We start from the raw sequence: 20,324 nt of genomic DNA on the forward strand, positions 1-20,324 counted from the left end.
AGAACCAAACCGCCCTCCGTCGGTCAATTTGATCACTGCCACAACCGCTTCACTGGCACTGATATATAGTTCACCCCTCAGACACCCCGACAACGAGTGCCCCATGCTTAACAAAGGATTGTTCCTGGCCTGTGCGCTGGCCCTGCTGAGCGCCTGCGATTCTTCCGACAAACCCGCAGCCCCCGCGGCCTCTGCGCCAGCGGTGACGGCCCCAGCCAAGGCCGCGGTGGATGTGGCGACGCTCAAGCAGCGTTATGCCGGCCGAGAGTTAAGCGTGGTGGACGTTTCTGAGGTGCAACTGGATGGCGCCAGCACCTTGTCGGTGAGTTTTTCGATCCCGCTGGACCCGGACCAGAAGTTCGCCGACAAGCTGCACCTGGTGGACAGCAAATCCGGCAAGGTCGATGGAGCCTGGGAGCTTTCCGACAACCTGATGGAACTGCGCTTGCGCCACCTGGAGCCCCAGCGCAAGTTGGTGCTGACCGTGGACGCCGGCCTGCGGGGGGTCAATGACGCCAAGCTCGCCGCCGAGTACGTCAGCCGCCTGGAAACCCGCGACCTGCAAGCCACCGTCGGCTTCGCCAGCCGTGGCACCCTGTTGCCCACCCGCCTGGCCGAAGGTTTGCCAGTGATCGCGCTGAATGTCGACAAGATCGACGTCGAGTTTTTCCGTATCAAGCCCGAATCGCTGCCGGCGTTTCTCGCCCAGTGGGGCCGCAATACCAGCCTGCAAAGCTATGAGTCGCGCGAACTGCTGCCCATGGCGGACTTGGTGTACGGCGGCCGCTTCGACCTCAATCCTGCGCGCAACACCCGCGAAACCCTGCTGCTGCCCATCGCCGGCCTCAAGCAACTGCAACAGCCGGGCGTGTACCTGGCGGTGATGCGCGCCTCGGGCACCTACAACTATTCGCAGCCGGCCACGCTGTTTACCCTCAGTGATATCGGCCTGTCGGTGCACCGTTACGCCAACCGCCTGGATGTGTTTACCCAGGCGCTGGAAGGCGGCAAGGCGCTGGACGGTGTCGAGCTGGAAATCCTCGATGCCGAAGGCCGCGTGCTGGGCCAGGGCAAGACCGAGAAGGGCGGCCACGCCGAACTGCCGCTGCCGAAAAAGGCCCAGGTATTGCTGGCCAAACAGGGCGAGCAAACCAGCCTGTTGCGCCTCGACAGCGCGGCGCTGGACCTGGCCGAGTTCGATATCGGCGGCCAGCCTGCGCACCCGCTGCAATTCTTCGTGTTCGGCCCGCGCGACCTGTACCGCCCTGGCGAAACCGTGCTGCTCAACGCCCTGCTGCGCGACAAGGACGGCAATGCCGTCAAGCCGCAGCCCGTGAGTGTCGAAGTACGCCGCCCGGATGAACAGGTCAGCCGCAAATTCGTATGGGACGCCGATGCCTCTGGCCTCTATCAATACCCGTTGCAGTTGGCCGGCGAAGCGCCGACCGGGCGCTGGCAACTGGTGTTCGACCTGGGTGACGGCAAGCCGCAGCTGTATGAATTCCTCGTCGAGGACTTCCTGCCCGAGCGCCTGGCCCTGGAACTCAAGGGCAGTGACACGCCGTTGAGCCCGGCGGACAACGCCATTATCCAGGTCAATGGCCGCTACCTCTACGGCGCCCCGGCGGCGGGCAATCGCCTGAGCGGGCAAGTGTATGTGCGCCCGCTGCGCGAGGCGGTCAAAGCCCTGCCGGGCTACGAGTTCGGCTCGGTAACGGAAGAAGAACTGAGCCAGGATTTTGAACTGGACGAAAGCGTGCTCGACGCCCAGGGCCAGGAAAAACTGACCCTGGAAAGCAAATGGAGCGAGGCCAAGTCGCCGCTGCAACTGATCGTGCAGGCCAGCCTGCAAGAATCGGGCGGGCGCCCGATCACCCGGCGCCTGGTGCAGCCGGTCTGGCCGGCCGAGCAATTGCCGGGCCTGCGCGGCTTGTTCGATGGCAAGGAAACCGATGGCGATGGCCCGGCGGAATTCGAAGTGCTGCTGGCCAACCAGGACGGCCAGAAACTTGCCGTCGACAACCTCAAGGTCCGCCTGATCCGCGAGCGCCGCGACTACTACTGGAACTACTCGGACAACGACGGCTGGAGCTATCACTACAACGAGAAATTCCTCAACCTCGATGAGCAGACCGTCAACATCAAGGCCGGCGACACGGCCAAGGTCAGCTTCCAGGTGGAGTGGGGCCCGTACCGCGTCGAGGTCGAGGACCCGCAGACCGGGCTGATCAGCAGCAAGCGTTTCTGGGCCGGTTACCAGGCCCAGGACAACACCGAAGGCGGCGCCGTGCGCCCGGACCAGGTCAAGCTGGCGCTGGACAAACCGGCGTATGGCGATGGCGATACGGCCAACGTCACCGTCACCCCGCCGGCAGCCGGCAAGGGCTACCTGTTGGTGGAGTCCAGCGAAGGCCCGTTGTGGTGGCAGGAAATCGAGGTGCCGGCCGAAGGCAAGAGCTTTGCGGTGAAGCTCGACCCGAAATGGTCGCGCCATGATTTGTATGTGAGTGCGCTGGTGATCCGTCCCGGCGAGCGCAAGGCCAACATCACCCCTAAACGCGCCGTGGGCTTGCTGCACCTGCCGTTGGACCGTACCCAGCGCAAACTGGGCTTGACCCTGACCGCACCGGAAAAAATGCGCCCCAAACAGCCACTGACGGTCAAGGTCGCGGCAAAAAATGCCGATGGCAGCGTGCCGAAACAGGTGCATGTGCTGGTGGCGGCGGTGGACGTGGGCATCCTCAATATCACCGAATACCCGACCCCGGATCCGTACTCCAGCCTGTTCGGCCGCAAGGCGTATGGCGTGGACCAGTTCGATATCTATGGGCAGTTGATCGAAGCCGGCCAGGGCCGCCTGGCCAGCCTGGCCTTTGGCGGTGACGCGGCGCTGGCCAAGGGCGGCAAGCGCCCGGACACCAGCGTCACCATCGTCGCCCTGCAAAGCGCGCCGGTGACCTTGAACGAGAAAGGCGAGGGCGAAGTCAGCGTCAATATCCCCGACTTCAACGGCGAGCTGCGCCTGATGGCTCAGGCCTGGAGCGATGACCGCTACGGCATGGCCGAAGCCAAGACCGTGATTGCCGCGCCGTTGATTGCCGAGCTGTCGGCCCCGCGCTTCCTCGCGGGCGGCGACCAGACGCGCCTGGCGCTGGACCTGTCCAACCTGTCGGGCAAGGCACAGAAGCTCGATGTGCAACTGACCGCCGAAGGGCAACTGACCCTGCTGGGCGAACCATCGCAAAGCGTGCAACTGACCCAGGGCCAGCGCACCACCTTGCAGATTCCGGTGCGCGCGCTGGGCGGTTTTGGCCAGGGCAAGATCAAGGTCACGGTCAATGGCCTGGACCTGCCGGGCGAGAACCTGCCGGCGTTTACCCGCGAATGGACATTGGGTGTGCGCCCGGCTTATCCGGCGCTGCTCAAGCAATACCGCGCGGTGCTCAAGGACGACGCCTGGAGCCTGCCGGACAGCGAACTGGCCCTGTTTGAGCCGGCCGGGCGTGAGGCGCTGTTGAGCCTGTCGAGCCGTCCGCCGTTGAACCTGGGCGAGCAGATTCGTGCGCTCAAGGCCTACCCGTATGGTTGCCTGGAGCAAACCGCCAGCGGCCTGTACCCGTCGTTGTATGCCGATGCCGCCGTGCTGACGCGCCTGGGGTTGACCGGCGAGCCGGATGCCGAGCGCAAGCGCAAGATCGAACTGGGCATAGAGCGCCTGCTGGGCATGCAGCGCTACAACGGCAGCTTTGGTTTGTGGGGCGCCGATGGCGAGGAAGAATACTGGCTGACGGCGTACGTCACCGACTTCCTGCTGCGCGCCCGCGACCAGGGTTTTGCCGTACCGCCCGAGGCGCTGAAAAAGGCCAGCGAACGCCTGCTGCGCTATGTGCAGGAACGCAATCTGATTGAAGTCGACTACAGCGACAACGCCGACCACACGCGTTTTGCCGTACAAGCCTATGCCGGGCTGGTGCTGGCGCGTAGTCAGCAGGCGCCGCTGGGGGCATTGCGCAGCTTGTTCGAACGTCGCAGCGATGCTCGTTCCGGCCTGCCTTTGGTGCAGTTGGCGATTGCCCTGCAGAAGATGGGTGACCAACCGCGTGCCGACCAGGCCTTGCTGGCCGGTTTGGCGGTCAAGCGCAAAGCCAATGAATGGCTGGCCGATTACGGCAGCCCGCTGCGTGATCAGGCGATGATCCTGGCCCTGCTGGAAGAAAACGACCTGGCCAAGGGCAAGCGTGAAGAGCGCCTGTTCGAGCTGTCGGACCAGATGGCGGCCAGCCCGTGGCTGTCGACCCAGGAGCGCAACTCGCTGTTCCTGGCCGGGCGTGGCTTGCTGGGCAAGCCGGAAACCAACTGGACGGCGCAGTTGAGCAGCGGCGGCGAAACCCGCGAGCTGAACAACAGCCAGTCCGGCCTGAAGCTGGAAGGGCCGTTGCTGGCCTCACCACTGACCCTGCACAACCCGGGCAGCGAGCCGATTTACCAGCAACTGAGCATCTCCGGTTATCCACAGCACGCGCCGGCAGCGGGTGGCGAAAACCTGAGTATTCGCCGCGAGTACCTGGGGATGAATGGCCAGCCGCTGAACCTGCAAAACCTGCGCAGCGGCGACCTGGTGTTGGTGCACATTGCGGTCAGCGCCAACAAACAGCGGGTGCCGGATGCACTGGTGGTTGACCTGTTGCCGGCTGGCCTGGAGCTGGAGAACCAGAACCTGGGGCAAAGCGCCGCCAGCCTGGAAAACGCCAGCAGCCAGGTCAAGGAATGGCGCGAGTCGATGCAGAATGCGTCGATCAAGCATCAGGAATATCGCGATGATCGCTACGTGGCCGCGCTGAACCTGGACGGCTATGGCACCACGCACCTGCTGTACCTGGCCCGTGCGGTCACGCCTGGGACTTATCGCGTACCGCCGCCGCAAGTGGAGTCGATGTACCGGCCGAACTGGCAGGCAGTGGGGGAAACCCCGGCCGATATGGTGATCAAGGGCCGTTAAGCCCAACCCCTATAGGAACTGGCGGTAGCTTTATGTGGGAGCGGGCTTGCCCGCGATAGCGATCTTTCAGCCCATACATTCGGTGGCTGATACACCGTTATCGCGAGCAAGTCGCACCGCTGCTCCCACACAAGCCCGCTCCCACAGGGTCTGTATTTAATGCACAACCCAACTGAGCAGCCACAACCCCAGCATCAACCAGATAATCCCCATGATGATCGAGGCCCGCATAAATGCCCGGACTGCCGAGTACAGCAGCATCAGGCCGATGATCAGGGTGATGATGCTGATGATCGAGGTGTCCATGCCCAGGGTGCGCGACAGGCCATCGATAAAGTTGCCACCGGCATTGGTCAGGGCGCCGAACAGGCCACTGAGCCCGTCGACGATAAAGCGGATGACCGAACCGAGCGCCTGGCCCAGCCATTCGAAAAAGCTTTCTACCTGCATATGAGTTTCCTGATGAAAGGGTGGGCGTATCTGCCGGACCTGAGCCTTTGGTCGCCAATCCCTTGGGCGAGTTCCCTAGAAGCATAGAGGTTTGCCCGTTTGAATTTGCGAATAGTTGCACGCGCTACCCTGGGTAGCCTGCTGGTGGTAATAGCCCTGCTGTGGCTGGCCGACCGCCTCTGGCCCCTGCCGCTGCCCAAGGATGACCTGGCCCGCGTGGTGCTGGCCGAAGATGGCACGCCGTTGTGGCGGTTTGCCGATGCCAACGGCGTGTGGCGTTACCCGGTGGCCACCGATGAGGTCTCGCCGTATTACCTCGATGCGCTGCTGACCTACGAAGACCGTTGGTTCTACCAGCACCCCGGCGTCAACCCGCTGGCCCTGGTGCGGGCGACCTGGCAGAACCTCAGCGGTGCACGGGTGGTATCTGGCGGCAGCACCTTGTCGATGCAGGTGGCGCGCCTGCTTGATCCCCATTCGCGCACCCTGCCGGGCAAGTTGCGCCAGCTGTGGCGTACGGCGCAGTTGGAGTGGCATCTGTCCAAGGACCAGATCCTCAACCTGTACCTCAATCGCGCGCCATTTGGCGGCACCTTGCAGGGCGTGGCGGCAGCCAGTTGGGCGTATCTGGGCAAGTCGCCGCAACAGCTGACCCACGCTGAAGCGGCGCTGCTTGCGGTTTTGCCCCAGGCACCGAGCCGTCTGCGCCCGGACCGCCACCCGCAGCGCGCCCAGGAGGCCCGGGACAAAGTGCTGCGGCGCCTGGCCGAGTTTCAGGTATGGCAACAACCTGCGGTCGACGAGGCCCTGGAAGAACCCCTGTTGCTGGCGCCGCGCCTGGAACCCAGCCTGGCGCCGCTGCTGGCGAGGCGCTTGAACCGTCCCGACAGCCCGCCGCTGATTCGCACCACTCTCGACGCGACCCTGCAACGGCGTCTCGAAGACCTGCTGCTGGGCTGGCGTGCGCGGCTGCCGGAACACACGTCGGCGGCGATCCTGGTGGTTGAGGAAGAAAGCATGGCGGTGCGCGCCTACCTGGGCTCTGTGGATATCAACGACGCGCGGCGCTTTGGCCATGTGGATATGATCAGCGCCCTGCGCTCGCCGGGCTCGACCCTCAAGCCCTTCCTGTATGGCATGGCTTTGGACGCGGGGCTGATTCACTCCGAATCGCTGTTGCAGGATGTGCCACGGCGCTACGGTGACTACCGGCCGGGCAACTTCTCCATGGGCTTTACCGGCGCGGTACCGGCCAGCACGGCGCTGTCCAGTTCGCTGAACCTGCCGGCGGTGCAACTATTGGAAGCCTATGGGCCCAAGCGCTTTGCCGGCGAAATGCGCATCGGCGGCATGCCCCTGGCGCTGCCGGCGCTGGCCGAGCCGAACCTGGCATTGATCCTGGGCGGCGCCGGCAGCCGCCTGGAGGACCTGGTCGGCGGCTACAGCGCGTTGGCCCGCGACGGCAAGAGCGCGGCCATCCGTTTGCAGCCTGATGATGTGCTCAAGGAGCGCCCGTTGTTGTCGCCGGGTGCGGCGTGGATCGTGCGGCGCATCCTCAGTGGCCAGGCGCGGCCGGACCGTGATCCCCGGGCCGAGTTGGTACAGCGCCCGGTGTTGGCCTGGAAGACCGGCACCAGCTACGGTTTTCGCGATGCCTGGGCCATTGGGGTCGGGCCGCGCTATTTGATTGGTGTGTGGATCGGCCGCCCGGACGGCACCCCGGTGCCCGGCCAGTTCGGCCTGGCCTCGGCGGCGCCGTTGATGCTGCAAGTGCACGATGTGTTGACCAACCGCGACAGCCAGCGCGGCATTACTGCGCCCGTTAAGGCGGTGCCGATGAATGTCGGCGTGGCGGCGATCTGTTGGCCCCTGGGCCAGCCCATGAGCCGCAGCGATCCCAATTGCCGGCGCCAGCGGTTTGCCTGGACGCTGGACAACACCACGCCGCCGACCTTGCAGGCCCTGGACCAACCTTTGGGTGTCGGCTTGATGGAGACCGTGTGGGTCAATGCCAAGGGCCTGCGCGTGGCGGCCAGTTGCCCGGGCGCGGTCTCGCGGGACATAGCCCTGTGGCCGGCACCGCTGGAGCCATGGTTGCCGCGGATCGAGCGGCGTGACGCGCGCATCCCCGCGCCAGACCCGGATTGCCCACCCCCGGCCCTGGCGGCAGCGTCGCCGTTGTCGGTGGTGGGTGTACGTGAGGGGGACCAGTTGCGGTTACCGGCGGGTAGCCAGCAGCAGTTGCGCTTGAAGCTATCGGCGTTGGGCGGCAGTGGGCGGCGCTGGTGGTTCCTCAATGGTGCACCGTTGGGGGACAGCGCCAGTCAGGACAGTATCAATGCCAGCCTGGAGCAGTTGGGGCGCTATCAACTGAGTGTGCTCGATGAGGCGGGGCAGACGGCCAGGGTTGAGTTCAGCGTGGTGGATTAGGTCGCCATCGCAGGCCAGCCAGCTCCCCCATGTTGATTTGTAAATACCGTCAAATGTGAGAGCTGGCTGGCCTGCGATAGCGCCCTGACAAGCGCCGTAAATTTATTTGCCATCCCCGCCTTTGAGCCCGAAGCTATACCCCTTCAGGAGCGCCCCATGAATCTCGAACACCTTACCGAACGCATGCATCGCATCCGCGATAACAACGACTGGAAGCCATTCCACAGCCCGAAAAACCTGGCCATGGCCGCCAGCGTCGAGATGGCCGAGCTGGTGGAAATCTTCCAGTGGCTGAGCGAAGACCAGTCCCGCCAGTTGCCCGCCGACAAACTCGCCCACGCCGGGCAGGAAGTGGGGGACATCGTGCTGTATCTGCTGCTGTTGTGCGGCGAACTGGGCCTGGACATGAACCAGGTGGTCAGCGCCAAGCTGGCCGACAACGAACGGCGGTTTACCCATGAGTGATCGCCATTTCGACCAGTTGGCCACGCGCTTTGCCGAGAAGATCTACGGCGGTGCCAAGGGTGCGATTCGCCTGGCGGTGTTGCAGGCCGACTTGGCCGAGGCCCTGCCGGACCGGCCTCTGCGCGTGCTGGATATCGGCGCAGGCCTGGGCCATATGTCGTTGTGGCTGGCCGAACGCGGGCATCAGGTGACCTTGGCCGAGCCTGCCGAACCGATGCTCGAAGGTGCCCGCCAGCGGTTCGCCGAGGCGGGGCAGAGCGCAACGTTCATCCAGGCGCCGTGGCAGGACCTGCTGGGTCAACTGACCGAGCCCTACGACCTGGTGCTGTGCCACGCCGTGCTGGAATGGCTGGCCGAACCCCATGGGATCCTGCCGGTGCTGCACCAGTTGACGGCGCCGGGCGGCTGGTTGTCCCTGGCGTTCTATAACCGTGATGCGCTGATTTACCGCAACTTGCTCAAGGGGCACTTTCGCAAGATGCGCAAAAATGACATGGCGGGCGAAAAACAGAGCCTGACCCCGCAACAGCCCCTGGACCCGCGTGAACTGGCGGCGCAACTTGAAGGCCTGTGGCAGGTCGAAAGCCAGAGCGGGGTGCGGGTATTCCACGACTATATGCCGGTGGAGTTCCAGGCCCGCGCCGACTTGCAGGACTTGTTGGAGATGGAGCTCGCTCACCGTCGTCACCCAAGCTTTGCCGGACTTGGGCGTTATTTGCACTGGATCTGCCGTCCGGTTTAAGCGGCCCAGTCTGCGGAGATCGAAATGAAGCGCTGTGCATTGATCCTGCTGTGCCTGGGGCTGGGTGCCTGCTCCAGCAACAATCCGTATGTCGCGGCCTCCAAGCCCATGCCACCGGCGCCTGCCCAGGCGGCCAACACCTTTGATGCCAGCGCCTACCCGGCGCCGGTGCGTGACTACGGCGCCTATCGCAACTGGGCCTGGCGCAACGGCCAATTGCCGGCGGGCTCGGCCTGGGCAGATCCTGCACAGATCGCCGAAGCCGTCAGCGGCGCCCTCGACCAGCGTGGCCTGCGGCCGGTGCATGACCAGCGCGCGCCGGACTTGCTGGTCAGCGCCGATGTGCATCTGGAAAAACGCCTGCGCCAGGTGCAGGACGATTATGGCTACGGCTACGGTGGCTACAACCGCTATGGCAACGGCTATGGCATGTACAACTCGGTGCCGATCGTGCGCACCTATGAAGTGCAAGTGGTGGTGGTGCGCGTCAACCTGTTCGACGCCCGCACGGGCCAGCCGGTATGGAGCGCCAGCGCCGAAACGGGCAGCCAGGGCAGCCTGAGTGAACGCGGCGATGCGTTGCGCCAGGCTGTGCAGAAGGCCATGACGGCGTATCCTCCGAGTTAACAGCTATTCTCATCTCAGGTTCGGTTTGCCCTTTGGAGAACTACCATGTTGCGTCGTATCGCTTTGCTCGCTTTTGCCGTGCTTTTGGGCGGATGCCAGACCAGCCAGGTCAACCACGATTTTGACGCCAGTCGCGACTTTGCCGCCTACCGCAGTTGGGCCTGGAAAGACCCAGCGTTGCAGTACCGCCCCGATGATCCACGGATCAAGAGCGACCTCACCGAACAGCGCATCCGCCAGGCGGTGGCCGACCAACTCGACCAGCGCGGCTTGCGCCCGGCGGCCCCGGGGGCCAAGGCTGATGTGAACGTGCAGGCCTACCTGATCGTCGAGGATCGCCAGCAGCAAGTCACCACCAACTACGGTGGCGCCTGGGGCGGCCCGTGGAATGGCTATTGGGGTGCGCCGATGTACAACGAAACCCGCAACGTCACCTACAAGGTCGCCACCCTCCAGATCGACCTGCTCGACGGCAAGGACGGCAAGTTGGTATGGCGCGGCAGTGACGAACAGATGATGAGCAGCTCGCCCAACCCCCAGGACCGCAATGCGGCGATCCGGGCGACGGTGACCAAAGTGCTGTCCAACTACCCGCCTCGCTAAGTCGTACTCGGTCCGTGTAGGGCCGCTGCATCACTGCGATGCGGGCGCTGCGGTTTAGCAGGTACACCGAGGCGATCCCATCGCAGCCTCGCCGGGGCTCGACAGCTCCCACATTCGATCTGTGTTGCCAAGATAAATCTGCAGGTGTCGCGGCTCCCCTGTGGGAGCTGTCGAGCCCCGGCGAGGCTGCGATGGGATCGACTCCGTACAACTCGATACACCGAGGTGCCCGCATCACTGCCATGCAGCGGCCGGACTAGCCAGCGTCGAGCGGTGTTTCTTTCCGTCAGTCGCCAAAGTGGCGACTTGCCAGCGTACCTTGCAAGCCTTGTCTACACTGCTGTTGACTACAGGAGAGTAAGCGCTCGGCAGTTCGCCGGCAAAGGAGTGCTCGATGTCTCCCCGACTTCGTTCTGGCCAACGTGGCGCAATCGGTCTGGTATTCGCCGGCACCCTGGCATTGGCTCTGGTGTTTCTGTTGCTGGTGGTCGATAGCGGCCGCCTGTACCTGGAAAAACGCAAGCTACAGGCCGTTGCCGACACCGCCGCCCTGGAAGCCGCCAATCGCGGCGGGCAGTGCTCCGCCAGCACTACGGCGGTGGACTACGCCAAGCAGAACGCCACCCGCAATGGTTTCACCGTTGTCGCCAATGACAACAGCCGCGCGCTGGCGGTGACGTGTGGGACGTTGTTGACCAATGGCCTCAACACCCGTGTATTTACGGCGGATGCCACCAAGAATGAGGCCATCCGCGTAGTCGCGAGCCGCACCGTCACCACTGGTATCGCCAATGGGGTGTGGAAGTTGTTCAGCGGGACGTACAACGCAAGTACTACGTTGACTGCGACAGCGGTGGCGGCGCTGGCGCCGCCGGTGGCGCAGTTGACGATTCGCAGCTCGTTGCTGACGGTCAATTCGGCTCAATCAGACATCTTGAACAAAACCATCGGTGGCTTGCTTGGTGGTGGCCTTTCCCTGACCGCCGTGGGTTGGCAGGGCTTGATCAATACCAATGTGAACCTGCTCAGTTACCTGGACCAGTTGGCTATTCAAGCGAATGTGGCGGCGGGTGACTACGCGACGCTGCTCAACACCGCGGTTTCGGCGACGCAATTGATCGACGCGGCGGTCAAGGTTCTGCAAACCAACGGTTCGGCGGTCGCGGCGACGATCACTAACGTGCTTGCCATCGAGGCCATCGCACCGAATACCAAGGTGCTCAAACTGGGCGATTTGTTAAATGTCGCGACGGGCACGCCCACAGCGGCCTTGAATACGGACGTGCAGTTGTTCCAGTTGCTGCAGGGCGTGGCCCAGCTCTCCAATGGCAATAGTTTGGTGAGGGCAGATTTTCAATTGAGCGTGCCACTGGTCGCCACCTTCTCAGTCAAAACCAAAGTCATGGAGCCGCCACAGCTATCCGCCATCGGCAACCCCGCCTTGGCCAAGGCTGGCTTGGCTACGGGGACAAATCAGATTTCCGTGCGCACTGCACAAGTACGCACGCTGATCTCGGTGGATGCGCCGATACTGAAGACGGTTTCTTCAGTGCTGTCGGGGCTGTCAGCCTTGACCGACCCGGTGACCAAAGTGGTGAAGGGCCTTTTGAACCTGGATCTGGCCGCTATCGTAAACGCTCTTTTGTGTACGTTGTCTTGCGAGCGCACGGATGTAGATATTGCCAGCAAGCTGGATATCTACATCGAAGCCGCCAGCGGCGAAAGCCATGTCACCGACTTCACCTGTGCAACGTCCGCCAGCAAGACGCTGACCGCCTTGGCCACGAGTTCCATGGCCACTCTGGCCGTCGGCAACATTGACCCGGCCAAGGCGTTTTCCTCGTCGACACCGGTCGATGTCCAGCCGATCCGCCTGATCGATATCGGGACCCAGCACTGCACCTTGCTGGGGGGCTGCGACCCACGCAAAGCCAACGTCGGCGGCGGTTTTTTGTTAAAGGCACAATCAACTGTGGGGCAGAGAACAGAAAGCCTGTTTTATTCACCGGTGGCAGAAATGAATACTCTGCCGACCTATAAAAGTATTTCCAGCATCAACATCATCAATAGCCTGGGCGCCACACTGAGTGGCCTTCAGGTGACCTATGCACCGCCACCCGCCCCGGCTGTGCCAAATGGTGCACTGGCAGGTGTGGCGACACTCCTGACAACAATCACCACGACACTGGTCGGGCTCGTCCAAGGGCTTTTGTCGCCGCTGCTGGACCCTATCGTCAATACGCTACTGAGCGCTCTGGGCATCAACCTTGGCAATGCCGAAGTCGGCGCCAACCTCACCTGCCACATGGGCCGCGCCTACCTTGTGATCTAACCCCCACCCACCACCGGCAACTCCACACAAAACCGCGCCCCATGTTCACTGTTGGCGACGCTCAGGCGTCCGCCCATGTTTTCCACAATGCCGTAGCTCACCGACAACCCCAGCCCGGTGCCGACGCCAATCGGTTTGGTGGTAAAGAACGGCTCGAAAATCCGCTCCAGCAACCGCGCATCGATGCCGCCGCCGTTGTCTTCGACCCAGATGCGCACGTGGCGGCTGTCGTGTTCGCTGTACAGGGCGATCCAGGGGTGGAAGTCGTGGTTTTTTTCGTGGCGTGCCATCAGTGCATCGCGGGCGTTGACCACCAGGTTGATCAGTACCTGTTCCAGTTGGTCGACATGGCCGTTGACCTGTACGCCCAAGTCCATCGGCGTGATGCGCAGGTCCACGCCTTTGCCGCGCAGGCCCTCGCCCAGCAGTGACTGGGTGCCTTCCACCGCCTGGGCCGGGTCGAAGGGTTGTTGCTCGACCTCCGAGCGGCGGCCGAACACGCGCATGTGGTCCACCACCCGGGCGGCGCGTTGGACCTGGGCGTCGATGCGCTGGAGTTTTTCCGTGAGGTAGTCGATCTGCACGTCGCCGTTGCCCAGGCGCTTGAGCACATTGACGATGGCCATGCGCATCACATTCAGCGGCTGGTTGATCTCATGGGCCAGGCCGGTAGCCATTTCGCCGAGGGTGGCCATTTTTGCGCTTTGGGTCAGTTGCTGCTGGGAGCGACGCACTTCGGTGTTGTCGCGGCCCACGGCCTGGACTTCCTGCAACTGGCCGTGTTCGTCGAATACGCCACGGTCCGACCAGACCCACCACGCATGTTCGCGCCCCGGCAGTTGCAGGCTGATTTCAGCCGTACTGACGGGGAATTCCGGGCTCAACTGGCCGATGCGTTTTACAAAGGCGTTGCGCTGTTCTTCAGATAACCAGTGGCCCAGGTTGATCCCCGGCAACTGGGCCGGCGTGCATTCCAGGTAGTTGGCCAGGGGCGTGTTGCCGAAGGTCAGGGTCAGGTCCGGGCGGTAGCGGCAGATCATCGCCGGTGAGTCTTCGACGAGGATGCGATAGCGCTCTTCGCTGTCCTTGATCTGTTGCGCCGCCAGGGTCGCTTCGGTGACGTCCAGCCACAGGCCGACGGCCTCCACCGGCAAGCCGAGGTCGTCGCGCAGCAGCTTGGCTTCGTCCAGCAGCCAGTGGTAGTTGCCCTGGCGATCGCGCACGCGGTAGCGACTGCGCACGCTGCCTTCGCGCAGCAACTGCCGGGTGCGTTCGAAGTACAGGTCACGGTCTTCGGGGTGTACCCATTCCACGGAGGTGTCGTGGGTGCATTCGGCCAGGGTCCAGCCCAGCAGCGGCAGCAGGCTGTCGCTGAAGAACGCCGGGTGCAGCGCGCCGTTGACGTAGCGCTGCACGTAGATCACCGCCGGGGAGCTGGCGATCAGGTTGTCCAGGCGCGCATGGGCGGCGGCGGCCTGCAATTGTTGGTTCTTGATGTCGCTGATGTCGAGCATGAAGCCGATCCAGCGGCGCTGCTCGCCGGCACCCAGCACCTGGCCCTGGACGCGGTACCAGATGGGGTTCTGCTTGGCGTCGCTGCGCAGCAGGCGCACGCTGGTCAACAAGGGTTTGCCCAGGGTTTGCAGGTCTTGCAGGCGGCTGTTGAGTTCCTGGCGGTCGGCGGGGTGGATCAGTTCCAGCCAGTTGGCCAGTACCTGTTTGGTCGGTGCATCTTCCGGGCTCAGGCTGCGCATCAGCTGTGGGGCCAGCAGGATTTCTTCACCGCTTTCCAGCAATTCCCACCAGCCGGTACCGAGCAGGCCTTGCAAGGCTTCCACCCGTTCCAGTTGTTGGTGATGACGTTGCTCGCGCAGGCGGCTGAGCAAAGGGGCGGCGAGGGCGGCGGCGAGGTTCAGCCAGTCACGTTCGCTGACGTCGGGGTGGCCACTGTAGAACCCGCACAGCAACCAGGCGGCCACCCCCTGGCTATCGCGATAGGGCACCAGCAGGCCCTCGGCGCTGCCAAACACGCTGTACAGGCGCGGGTGTTCGCTGCGGCCCTGGAGGGTTTTCAGGCTCAGCGCGGTGTTGCCGTTGAGGCTGTCCAGGCAGGTACCCAGGCGTTGGCCCGGTTCCCACAACTGCGGCGCGTCGTGGGCGCTGTAGCCGCTGTAGACCAGCCAGTCCTGGTCCTGCTGGTCGAGCAGGACCATCGCCACGCACGGGATATGCCAGCGCTGGGCCAGGTTGCGCAGGTGCTCGCTGAACACTTGCGGCAGGCGTGTCAGGCTGCAGACGCGCAGCTGCTCGCTCATCTGGCTGGCCAATTGGTGGTTCTGTTCGCGCTGCTGGGCCAATTGCCGGCCGCTCAGTAGGTCGCTGATATCCAGCAGGCGCAGGATCCAGCCATCGCCGTCCGGCTCGATCCAGCCACGGGTATGCAGGATGGTATCGGCGGCACCCTGGAAATCCAGGTCCAGGCTGTGCCGCTGCCAGTCGGCGGGCGTGCCTTCGATGCTCAGGGCGCCAGGCAGGCACAGCAGGTCGCGCAACAGCGGGTGAGCCGGGGCGCCAAGGTGACGGGCCAACTGTGGGTGCAATGCCCGGCTGATATCCAGCACATGACCTTGCGGGTCCAGGCGCAGGTGCAAGCCTTGCGCCGGTGGGCTGGCGGGCGTCTCCAGGGCCTGGGCGCTGCTGCGGCCCAGCAGCCTGCCGAAGATTTTGTCACCGGAGTTCAAAATTGCAGGCTCGACTGGGCGTGCAACGTGGTCGGCAAGCGGGGCACCGTGCCAATGCCCGGCAGCACGATAAACGGCAGGACGTTCTTCAGGTTGGCCGAGGGGTAGTTGATCTCGACGGTCAACACGCCTGCGGTGTAGGTCGGATTGATATGGGCCGCCTGGAACTGGAACGTCGCGGGGATCCACTGCAATTGGCTTTGCACGGTCTGGGTCGCCCGCAGGATCAGCGCCGCATTGTAGTTGGGGGTGCTGGGGTCCAGTGCCACGCTGCGGCGCACGGCTTCGGCGGTAGCCTGGTTGAACGACTGCAGCAGCAACAGCGGCAGGCTATAGCTGACCATGGCATAGAACACGGCAAAAAAAATCACGAACACTGCCGCAAATTCGATGGCGACGGCGCCTTTTTGCTTTCTAGGGAGGCTGGTTTTCATCACTGCGACTACCCTGACTGCTACTACCTGATATCAGCATAGAATCAATCGGCAAAATGGGACGGTTTTTACGTGATCCAAGGCCTCGTGGTAGTTGTCTGGTTGGTGTTGTGTGCAATGCAGGATATTCGCCAGCGACAGATCGCCAATCGCCTGACCCTGGGCGTGGCGTTGCTGGCGCTGCTCTATCTGCTGTGGAGCGGTAGCACCTGGCTCGGCACGTCCCGGTCTGAAGGGCTGTGGGCGTTGATCCTGGCGCTGCTGTTGACGCTGCCCGGCTACGCCCTCGGGCGCCTGGGGGCCGCGGATGTGAAGATGCTCGCGGCGTTGGCGCTGGCGTCGAATTCGACCTACCTGTTGTGGTCGCTGATCGGGGCCGGCGCGGCCAATGTCGCCTGGCTGGTCTATGGGCCTCGGCTGTTACCGCTTACCAGTCAAGGCGTTAGAGCGCGCCTGGGTTACCTGGTGGTGGATCCGTCAAAAAAACTGCCCTTTGCACCGTTTCTTTTAGTGGGTTTTACCTTGGCCTGGCCGTGGCTCCATTAGTCGCGGGCGCTCTATATCGCTATGTACATAGTCGCAAAGTACGTCTACGTTTATTTGTACCGGTAATTAGGAAAGTTCCTCGGAACGGATAGGTCAATCTTTGGCTTGCCAGGCATGGAGTAGCGCGTGAACAAGCTTACATCTGCAGTAAAAGTGCTCGTGGTCGACGATCAACCGCTGATTGTGGAGGAGCTTTGCGAATTTCTTGAAAGCAGCGGTTATCGCTGTGTCCCGTGTGGCTCCAGCCAGCAGGCCGTGCAACGCTTCAGTGAAGACCCGCAGATCGGCCTGGTGCTGTGTGACCTGCATATGCCGGACATGGACGGCATTGAGTTGGTGCAGGCCCTGCAGAAAATTGCCGGCAAGCAGCGTGCCTTCGAAGCCATCATGCTCACTGGCCGGGCGGACAAGCAGGACGTGATCAAGGCCTTGCGCGTGGGCATCTCCGATTACTACCAAAAGCCCATCAACCTCAATGAGTTGCTCGAAGGCTTGCAGCGCCAGGAGGCCGCCCTGGAAGAGCGCCACAAGAATCTGCACCTGGGGAACTTGAATCAGAAGCTGCAATATCTTTCCGAGTCCATCGATGACTTGTACCAGGACCTGGACAAGGTCCGTCGCGGCCCGGCGCCGCAAGCCGAGGGCGAAGGGTCAAGCGAGGAGGCCGAGCGCCTGGAGGTGCCGGCGATCTTCAATCAGTTGTCGCCCCGGCAACTGGACGTCGCGCGGCTGGTGGGCAAGGGCCAGACCAACTACCAGATTGCCTGCGAGCTGGGTATTACCGAGAACACGGTCAAGTTGTACGTGTCCCAGGTGTTGCGCTTGACCCATATGCACAACCGCACCCAACTGGCGTTGGCGCTGTCACCGAGCAACTCGGCATTGCGCCAGCGGGTGACGGCGCACTGAAGCTTTGCGTACAGCCCTGTAGGAGCGGGCAAGCTTAATGCCAGTCAGTTAAGCGCAGATCCCCCCCCTGTGGGAGCGGGCTTGCTCGCGAAGACGTCGGCCCGGCAAACATTGATGTTGACTGACCCACCGCTTTCGCGAGCAAGCCCGCTCCCACATTTGATCTTCACTGTCTTGAGCATTGCGTTCGCTTAACTGATCTGCATCAGGGCAAGCCCGCTCCCACATTTCTCCAGTGGCTGTGGTTTATTTGCTACTGCCCGAGCCCCCGCTTGCGTTTTCTTCGTCGAACTTTTCGGGGATCGCGAATTTCTTGCTCTCCAGCAAACGCTGTATCGCCAGTTCACGTTCGGCGGGCGTTGCCCTCTGTACCGTGGGTGAGGCGGCTTGCCCGTCGACTTGCAGCCTCAGCCAGTTCTCCGTTTCCTGCTGGGCCTTGGACGAGGGCCCAGGCTCGATGGCCAGTACCGTCAGGGGCAGGGCCAGCAGCGTCAGGCTGGCGAGGTAGGGGAATTTCATCATCGGCTCCTTCAAGCGCTTACTTGATTAGTGCGGGCGGTGCATCGCTGGCCGCTGCGACCTGGTCCTTGGCCTTGGCAGCCGGCGTGCCGGCGGCCTTGAGTTTCTCGGCCCGGGCCTGGGCCTCGGTGACCTGCTCGGGGCTCAGGCCCACTTGGCTGGCCAGTTGTGCGGCCTGGCCCCAGTTGTCCTGGTAGATCAGCAGGGTCACCAGGTTGACCGCCGCCAGTTGATCGCTTTGCTTGAGCTCCATGGCCGTCATGAACTCAAAGCGCGCCTCTTCCAGGCGCCGTTGGTTGAGGTAGACCACCCCCAGGTCGTTGCGGATTTTTTCGTCGGTGGGCGCCAGTTGCGCCGCCCGTTGCATATGGGCCAAGGCCTGGGCGTTGTCGCCCTGGGCCGCCGCCAGTTGACCCAAGCCGTGTTCCCCTTCGGCCGCCATGCAGGTGCCCAGCAGGCTGCGGTACAGCGGTTGCGCTTCACTGCGCCCGAGCAGGCGGTAGACCTTGGCCTTGCGCTGGCGCACTTGCGGCAAAGACTCCGGCAGGCTTTGCAGGTTGGCCAGGCTGGCGTGCATCTTTCCTTCATTGGCCATGTCGTCGGCCAGGTTCAGCGACAGCTCCTGCTCGGCGCTGGGCTTGGCACAACTACCCGGGGTCATCAGCGCCGACCACGGCGTCTGGCCGTTACTGGCACAGCCGCCGAGCATCAGCAGGCCCAGGCCTGCAATCAGTGCTTTCATCGAGCGCTCCTCAAAAACTGCTCAGGGCCCGGGAGATCGCAATGAATGCCGGCCCCCCCAGCACAATCAATAAAGCGGGAAACAGGAAGACCATCATCACCACCGACATCTTGGCCGACATCTTCGAGATGAATTCCTGCAAGCGGGTCAAGCGGCGGTCATCGAGCAGTTGCTTGAGGGCCAGCAGCGACTTCATGGCGCCGCCGCCCTGCTGGATCAGTTGTTGGAGAATGATGCAGGTGTCGGTGAATTCGTCCACGGCCAGCAGCCGGGCAGTTTTGCCCAGTTCCTCGCTCAGTTCCAGGCCGGAGTCGACCCGTGCCAGGATCAGCCGCAGCTCCTGGGTCAGCGCGGGCAGCAGGCGCTGAGCTTCAACGCTCAATACCCGCAGCGACTGTTCAACCGCCATGCCCGACTCGAACAGAATGCGCAGCAGCGGGATGAAGGTCGACACCTCACGGGAGATTTGCTGCTGGCGGGCCTTGGCCGCGCTGGCGAGGATGCGCTTGGGTATCAGGTAGCCCACGCCCAGGCCGAGCAGGGGCGCGATCCACGGGGAGTCGGCGCCGGGAAAGATCAGTTCCTCACCCACCAGGATCAGCCCGGCCAGCACCAGCGGCACGCCAATCTGGCAGGCGGCGAAGATCGAGCGCTGATTGGCTTTGCGCCAGCCCACGCGGTTGAGCAGGATCTGCGTTTCGTTATCCATGCTCACCGAGCGCTGGGCCAGTTGGCTGCTGCCAAACTGGCTGAGCAGGGTGCCGAGCCGGTCGCGGCGCACCAGTTGGCCTTGCAGGCGCTGGTTGACCAGGCGCTCGCGGCGACGCTGGGCCAGCAACTGGCCGGCGATCAGCGCGAGCGCAGCCAAAAACAACAAGGCACTGATCAGCAGGACCATCTCAAATACTCCGCAACATGCGCCACATCGTCAGGCAGCCCAGCACCTGCATGGTCAGCGCGGCCAGCAGCATGTAGCGGCCGCTGTCGTCGTTCCACATGGTCAGCAGGTAGCCTGGGTTGATCAGCATGAAATAGCCCACCATGGCGATCGGCATGCCCGCCAGGACAAAAGCGGTAACGCGCGTCTCGCCGGTCATGGCGCGCAATTGCCGCGCGCCCTGTTCCCGTTCGCGGATCACCTTGATCAGGTTCTCCAGCAAGTCACTGGCATTGCCGCCGTAGCGGTGGTTGACCTTGAGGCCCAGGGCAAGCATGCGGAACTCGTCTTGCTCGTAGAACTCGGCAAAATCACTGGCGGCCTCGGGCAGGCTGACCCCCAGTTGCACATTGCGCTGGATACGCCCCATGGCGGGCTTCAAGGGCTCCTCGGTGCTGTCGATCGCACCCAGCAAGGCGTCGGCCAGGGTGCGTCCGGACTTCAGGCTGCGCACTGTATGGTCGAGCACTTGCGGCAGTTGTTCGATCATCCGCTTCACCCGCCGCCGATAGCGCCAGGCGATGTACAGCCGCAGCAGCAGCGGCGGCAGCAACACCATGCTCAGCAGGCCGACCCAGCTCCACACCAGGAACCCCAGGACGGCGCCCAACACCCAGCAGGTCACCCACAGGCCCAGGCTGTCGGTGGGTTTGCCCAGGCCCGCGCGCTGGAACATGCGCTCCAGGCCGACCCAACGCCCACGCTCTTCGGCCAGCAGCGGTTGGCCTTCGGCGAGTCGTTCCAGGACGCGGTCGGTTTCTGCCTGGCGCAGGCCACTGAGGAACAGGTGCAGCGACACGCCAATCAGGATCACGCAACTGAACATCAGGATGGCGCCGGTCATGGTG

16 protein-coding genes are annotated in these 20,324 nt (G+C 63.3%); 9 read left to right on the forward strand and 7 right to left on the reverse strand.

Translation table 11 applies throughout. The annotated features are described in order from the left end of the window. Positions 1-103: 103 nt before the first annotated feature. On the forward strand, positions 104-4,999 hold the full coding sequence (locus HBO05_RS11200; RefSeq protein WP_172312642.1) for an alpha-2-macroglobulin: 4,896 nt from the start codon (positions 104-106) through the stop codon (positions 4,997-4,999). A 156-nt stretch (positions 5,000-5,155) separates the two neighbouring features. On the opposite strand, the gene HBO05_RS11205 is transcribed toward HBO05_RS11200, so the two are convergent. After that, positions 5,156-5,449, reverse strand: coding sequence for a hypothetical protein (locus tag HBO05_RS11205; RefSeq protein WP_057437585.1), 294 nt, complete (start codon positions 5,447-5,449; stop codon positions 5,156-5,158). A 99-nt stretch (positions 5,450-5,548) separates the two neighbouring features. On the opposite strand from HBO05_RS11205, the gene pbpC reads away from it, so the two are divergent. The 6 genes from pbpC (at position 5,549) to HBO05_RS11235 (ending at position 12,648) form a co-directional block, all read left to right on the forward strand. After that, complete coding sequence (pbpC, locus tag HBO05_RS11210; protein ID WP_172312644.1) at positions 5,549-7,879, forward strand: peptidoglycan glycosyltransferase PbpC; 2,331 nt, start codon at positions 5,549-5,551, stop codon at positions 7,877-7,879. Between the two features lie 156 nt (positions 7,880-8,035). Then, entirely contained in the window at positions 8,036-8,344 is a 309-nt protein-coding gene (locus tag HBO05_RS11215; RefSeq protein ID WP_172312646.1) for a MazG-like family protein, read from the forward strand. Then, positions 8,337-9,086, forward strand: coding sequence for a methyltransferase (locus tag HBO05_RS11220; protein WP_170042536.1), 750 nt, complete (start codon positions 8,337-8,339; stop codon positions 9,084-9,086). Before HBO05_RS11215 ends, HBO05_RS11220 begins: the two co-directional genes overlap by 8 nt. A gap of 24 nt (positions 9,087-9,110) precedes the next feature. After that, on the forward strand, positions 9,111-9,713 hold the full coding sequence (locus tag HBO05_RS11225; protein ID WP_029297619.1) for a DUF4136 domain-containing protein: 603 nt from the start codon (positions 9,111-9,113) through the stop codon (positions 9,711-9,713). A 45-nt stretch (positions 9,714-9,758) separates the two neighbouring features. Next, on the forward strand, positions 9,759-10,316 hold the full coding sequence (locus tag HBO05_RS11230; RefSeq protein WP_170042537.1) for a DUF4136 domain-containing protein: 558 nt from the start codon (positions 9,759-9,761) through the stop codon (positions 10,314-10,316). A gap of 394 nt (positions 10,317-10,710) precedes the next feature. Then, positions 10,711-12,648 (forward strand): pilus assembly protein TadG-related protein, encoded by a 1,938-nt coding sequence (locus HBO05_RS11235; protein ID WP_172312648.1) that lies wholly within the window; start codon positions 10,711-10,713, stop codon positions 12,646-12,648. On the opposite strand, the gene HBO05_RS11240 is transcribed toward HBO05_RS11235, so the two are convergent. Together HBO05_RS11240 and HBO05_RS11245 are read right to left on the reverse strand one after the other, a co-directional pair. Further along, positions 12,645-15,389, reverse strand: a complete 2,745-nt coding sequence (locus HBO05_RS11240) for an ATP-binding protein (protein WP_172312650.1) — start codon at positions 15,387-15,389, stop codon at positions 12,645-12,647. The genes HBO05_RS11235 and HBO05_RS11240 overlap by 4 nt on opposite strands. After that, positions 15,386-15,823: a TadE/TadG family type IV pilus assembly protein gene (locus HBO05_RS11245; protein ID WP_169952020.1), complete on the reverse strand. Its 438-nt coding sequence runs from the start codon at positions 15,821-15,823 to the stop codon at positions 15,386-15,388. The genes HBO05_RS11240 and HBO05_RS11245 overlap by 4 nt, the downstream gene beginning before the upstream one ends. Positions 15,824-15,895: 72 nt before the next feature. Between HBO05_RS11245 and HBO05_RS11250 the strand changes: the two genes are divergently transcribed. After that, on the forward strand, positions 15,896-16,369 hold the full coding sequence (locus tag HBO05_RS11250) for a prepilin peptidase (RefSeq protein WP_172312652.1): 474 nt from the start codon (positions 15,896-15,898) through the stop codon (positions 16,367-16,369). Positions 16,370-16,495: 126 nt separating this feature from the next. After that, complete coding sequence (locus tag HBO05_RS11255) at positions 16,496-17,278, forward strand: response regulator transcription factor (RefSeq protein ID WP_170058644.1); 783 nt, start codon at positions 16,496-16,498, stop codon at positions 17,276-17,278. A 246-nt stretch (positions 17,279-17,524) separates the two neighbouring features. On the opposite strand, the gene HBO05_RS11260 is transcribed toward HBO05_RS11255, so the two are convergent. The 4 genes from HBO05_RS11260 to HBO05_RS11275 are packed head-to-tail and all read right to left on the reverse strand — an operon-like array spanning position 17,525 to position 20,320. Continuing rightward, positions 17,525-17,797 carry a DUF3613 domain-containing protein gene (locus HBO05_RS11260; protein WP_172312654.1) on the reverse strand — a complete coding sequence of 91 codons (273 nt, stop codon included), beginning with the start codon at positions 17,795-17,797 and terminating at the stop codon, positions 17,525-17,527. A 19-nt stretch (positions 17,798-17,816) separates the two neighbouring features. Then, positions 17,817-18,539: a tetratricopeptide repeat protein gene (locus tag HBO05_RS11265; protein WP_169952012.1), complete on the reverse strand. Its 723-nt coding sequence runs from the start codon at positions 18,537-18,539 to the stop codon at positions 17,817-17,819. Positions 18,540-18,549: 10 nt separating this feature from the next. After that, positions 18,550-19,437, reverse strand: coding sequence for a type II secretion system F family protein (locus HBO05_RS11270; RefSeq protein ID WP_169952010.1), 888 nt, complete (start codon positions 19,435-19,437; stop codon positions 18,550-18,552). Position 19,438: 1 nt separating this feature from the next. Beyond that, positions 19,439-20,320 (reverse strand): type II secretion system F family protein, encoded by an 882-nt coding sequence (locus tag HBO05_RS11275; RefSeq protein WP_169952008.1) that lies wholly within the window; start codon positions 20,318-20,320, stop codon positions 19,439-19,441. Positions 20,321-20,324: the final 4 nt, after the last annotated feature.

Source organism: Pseudomonas sp. WS 5079 (genome assembly GCF_012985465.1).
Classification (GTDB): Bacteria; Pseudomonadota; Gammaproteobacteria; order Pseudomonadales; family Pseudomonadaceae; genus Aquipseudomonas.

Bases quoted from the DNA above. Each gene is read 5' to 3' on its own strand.
- HBO05_RS11270 (WP_169952010.1), bottom strand. From the start codon at position 19,437: ATGGTCCTGCTGATCAGTGCCTTGTTGTTTTTGGCTGCGCTCGCGCTG.
- HBO05_RS11215 (WP_172312646.1), top strand. From the start codon at position 8,036: ATGAATCTCGAACACCTTACCGAACGCATGCATCGCATCCGCGATAAC.
- HBO05_RS11245 (WP_169952020.1), bottom strand. From the start codon at position 15,823: ATGAAAACCAGCCTCCCTAGAAAGCAAAAAGGCGCCGTCGCCATCGAA.
- HBO05_RS11275 (WP_169952008.1), bottom strand. From the start codon at position 20,320: ATGACCGGCGCCATCCTGATGTTCAGTTGCGTGATCCTGATTGGCGTG.
- HBO05_RS11220 (WP_170042536.1), top strand. From the start codon at position 8,337: ATGAGTGATCGCCATTTCGACCAGTTGGCCACGCGCTTTGCCGAGAAG.
- HBO05_RS11260 (WP_172312654.1), bottom strand. From the start codon at position 17,797: ATGAAATTCCCCTACCTCGCCAGCCTGACGCTGCTGGCCCTGCCCCTG.
- HBO05_RS11225 (WP_029297619.1), top strand. From the start codon at position 9,111: ATGAAGCGCTGTGCATTGATCCTGCTGTGCCTGGGGCTGGGTGCCTGC.
- HBO05_RS11235 (WP_172312648.1), top strand. From the start codon at position 10,711: ATGTCTCCCCGACTTCGTTCTGGCCAACGTGGCGCAATCGGTCTGGTA.
- HBO05_RS11205 (WP_057437585.1), bottom strand. From the start codon at position 5,449: ATGCAGGTAGAAAGCTTTTTCGAATGGCTGGGCCAGGCGCTCGGTTCG.
- HBO05_RS11265 (WP_169952012.1), bottom strand. From the start codon at position 18,539: ATGAAAGCACTGATTGCAGGCCTGGGCCTGCTGATGCTCGGCGGCTGT.
- HBO05_RS11200 (WP_172312642.1), top strand. From the start codon at position 104: ATGCTTAACAAAGGATTGTTCCTGGCCTGTGCGCTGGCCCTGCTGAGC.
- HBO05_RS11230 (WP_170042537.1), top strand. From the start codon at position 9,759: ATGTTGCGTCGTATCGCTTTGCTCGCTTTTGCCGTGCTTTTGGGCGGA.